This is a genomic window from Moorena sp. SIO4A1 (genome assembly GCF_010672065.1).
In the GTDB taxonomy this organism is placed as follows: Bacteria; Cyanobacteriota; Cyanobacteriia; order Cyanobacteriales; family Coleofasciculaceae; genus Moorena.
Map to the genome: position 1 here is coordinate 1 of NZ_JAAHHX010000887.1, position 1,209 is coordinate 1,209.

Consider the following 1,209-nt stretch of genomic DNA (forward strand, 5'->3'; position numbering starts at 1 on the left):
GCCCAGTTTCCCATGCCACCGCAGAAGCAGGCTCCATATAAATATCCAAGTGAGGATAGTGGGCTTTGAAGCTGGTAATCACTTGGATCAAGTGTTCGATGTCATAGCTTTTAGAGGTGATCAGATGTCCTCCCCCTAAATTAAGCCACTTGATATGGGGAAGGTGATGCCCAAAGAGCATTTCAATCTGCTCCAAAGTACGTGCTAAAGCCCGTGAGTTGCTTTCACATAAATTGTGGCAATGCAATCCTTCAATGCCCTCCGGTAACTGATCACCTAATATTTCAGCGCGTATTCCCAAACGAGACAGGGGAGACGAAGGATTATAGATTTCCTGTTCTACAGGAGAATACTCTGGATTAATTCGTAGACCTGGTGATATCTGGGCGAAGATAGTTTGTTCTTTAAATTGTTGCCATTGGCGGAGAGAGTTAAAGGAAATATGGGTTGCCTCTTTAATCAATTCTTGGAATTCATTGTCCTGATAAACAGGAGAATAAAGATGGAGCTCTCCCCCAAATTCTTCTCGCCCTAGTCTTGCTTCAAACAGAGAGCTGGCGGTAGTACCTTGTAAGTATTTTTTGACAATCGGAAAGGCACTGAACATGGCAAACCCCTTCAGAGCAAGAATAATAGTAATCCCTGCTCTTTTCTGTACCGATTCGATTAGCTCAAGATTCTGAATCAGCTTTTCGGACTCAAGCACATAGCAGGGGGAAGGGATTTTGGAATAATCAGTCATCTAACTTATTACTCGGAAAACTCTTCTGAGTTGTTAACTGACTTACAGCGGTTTGCAATTCAGGTAGGTACTTGTAAGCATATGCGCTACGCGCACGCTGCGCGAACAGCTATCAGCTACCAGCTGTCAGCCAAAGGCCTGTGATCACGCTATATCAAACAGTTTATGGGAATAGCACACGGTGCTTTGCTTGATGCAAATTCTTAATTATAGAATAGTTGAGCATCATAAATAATCTTAACATTAATGAGATTTAGCCATAATGCCTTGACCTAAAGATTCGGGAGGGTTAGCAAAGGTAAAAATTTCTGTTTCTTTTTGAAGAGCACGTCGAATATAGACAGGTAGCTGCAACATTCCCAACAAACTAATGCCATCTACCATCCTTAAGCCCCCGGTGGTTTTTTCTGCCAACAGTTGATCTACTTGTTCTAGATCGGAAGAGAAACTGAAGCTGCTAAAGGGGA

1 protein-coding gene and 1 pseudogene are annotated in these 1,209 nt (G+C 42.8%); both read right to left on the reverse strand.

The features are described 5' to 3' along the window. Nucleotides 1–742 (reverse strand): carboxynorspermidine decarboxylase (locus F6K53_RS43800; RefSeq protein ID WP_293087078.1); only part of this gene is annotated, 742 nt, incomplete at its 3' end. Nucleotides 743–985: 243 nt separating this feature from the next. Beyond that, nucleotides 986–1,209, reverse strand: a pseudogene (locus F6K53_RS43805) (hypothetical protein); the annotation flags it as partial.